Annotated in this window: 1 protein-coding gene; it reads left to right on the top strand. The window is 42.7% G+C overall.

Annotated elements, in window-relative coordinates:
• Positions 1-501: 501 nt before the first annotated feature.
• Positions 502-1761, top strand: a complete 1260-nt coding sequence (gene ltrA, locus ACTJJ9_RS26140; protein WP_095303610.1) for a group II intron reverse transcriptase/maturase — start codon at positions 502-504, stop codon at positions 1759-1761.
• Positions 1762-1836: the final 75 nt, after the last annotated feature.

Genomic DNA, 1836 nt, shown 5'->3' with positions numbered 1-1836 from the left:
AGTAGTAGTGGTTAGTTTAACGCAAGGGTGTCCGTGGTGACGCGGAATCTGAAGGAAGCGGGCGGCAAACCTCCGGTCTGAGGAACACGAACTTCATATTAGGCTAGGTACCATTGGATGAGTTTGCATTACAAAACAAAGTCCTTACTGCCGAAGGTGGTACAGAGTAAATGAAGCAGATAGGTGGAGGGAAAGACTGTACTCTTACCCGGGGAGGTCTGATTGGTATGTCAAGTACACTTGGTAACCTATCCAGCAATGGATAGCTGAACAATCAGAAGTCAGCAGAGGTCATAGTACCAGTCTAACTCGAGATAGAATGGGAAGGACTGAACTATTAAGAGAGAATGAAATCTGCCCATTCGGCGATTGCACTTGAACACAGACAATCCGAAAGGACTTACCAAAAGGAGGAAGCGGTGAATCCGCAGGGGACTTTAGGAGGGTGGAGCAAGAACCGGCATAAACAGAAATTTCATTCACGTAGAAAGGAGTAACATCATGTTAATGGAACGAATCTTGTCACGGGGAAATCTCTTAACTGCCCTAAAACGGGTAGAGCAGAACAAAGGAAGTCACGGCATAGATGGAATGTCCGTAAAATTCCTACGAAGACATCTCTATGAAAACTGGGATTCCCTTCGGGAAGCTTTGAGTACAGGTAACTATCAACCTTCCCCTGTTCGCCGTGTCGAAATCCCGAAACCAAGTGGAGGGGTACGGCTTTTAGGCATACCAACTGTTACAGACCGTTTCATCCAACAGGCAATTGCCCAAGTATTAACCCCAATCTTTGACCCAACCTTTTCTGAAAACAGCTATGGATTCCGACTTAACAGGAGTGCCCATGATGCGGTAAGAAAGGCAAAGGGATATATCAAAGAAGGGTTCCGTTGGGTAATTGATATAGACTTAGAGAAATTCTTTGATAGGGTTAATCATGACAAATTGATGGGAATACTCGCTAAAAGAATTGAAGACCACATTCTTCTCAAACTAATCCGGAAATATCTTCAATCAGGTGTAATGCTTAATGGGGTTGTTCAATCAACGGAGGAAGGTACTCCGCAAGGAGGTCCTCTCAGTCCTCTACTTTCAAACATAATTCTTGATAAATTAGATAAAGAATTGGAAGCAAGAGGGCATAAGTTTGTCCGTTATGCTGACGACTGCAACATTTATGTTAAGTCATTAAAAGCAGGGGAACGTGTAATGGAATCCATTACGGCGTTTATTGAGCAGAAACTAAAATTGAAGGTAAACAGGGATAAGTCGGCAGTAGACCGTCCGTGGAAACGGAAATTTCTTGGCTTTAGCTTTACTTGGAATAAAGAACCGAAGGTGCGAATTGCTAAAGAAAGCATCAAACGCTTTAAGAAGAAGATTCGAGAAATTACCTCACGGTCAAAACCTTTTCCATTAGAAGTAAGAATTGAAATGTTAAACCGTTATCTAACAGGATGGTGTGGATACTTCGCTTTAGCTGACACTCCAAGCAAATTCAAAGAATTCGATGAATGGATAAGAAGAAGGCTCAGAATGTGCGAATGGAAACAGTGGAAGAAACCTAAAACCAGAGTTAGGAAACTTATTGGTTTAGGCGTCCCTGATTACAAAGCATATGAATGGGGCAACTCCAGAAAGAAATACTGGAGAGTTGCATGTAGTCCAATATTACACAAAACCCTCGATAACTCTTACTGGAGTCAACGAGGGTTGAGAAGTCTATATAATCGTTATGAAATTTTACGTCAATCTTAATAGAACCGCCGTATACCGAACGGTATGTACGGTGGTGTGAGAGGTCGGGGGTTAGTCACTCCCTCCTACTCGATT

The organism is Metabacillus sp. 22489, from assembly GCF_052044855.1.
Taxonomy (GTDB): domain Bacteria; phylum Bacillota; class Bacilli; order Bacillales; family Bacillaceae; genus Metabacillus; species Metabacillus niabensis.
Note: the sequence above shows the minus strand (reverse complement) of the source record. Positions and strands in the feature narration are given on the sequence as shown.

Coding starts and splice junctions, on each gene's coding strand:
- ltrA (WP_095303610.1), top strand. CDS start 502: ATGTTAATGGAACGAATCTTGTCACGGGGAAATCTCTTAACTGCCCTA.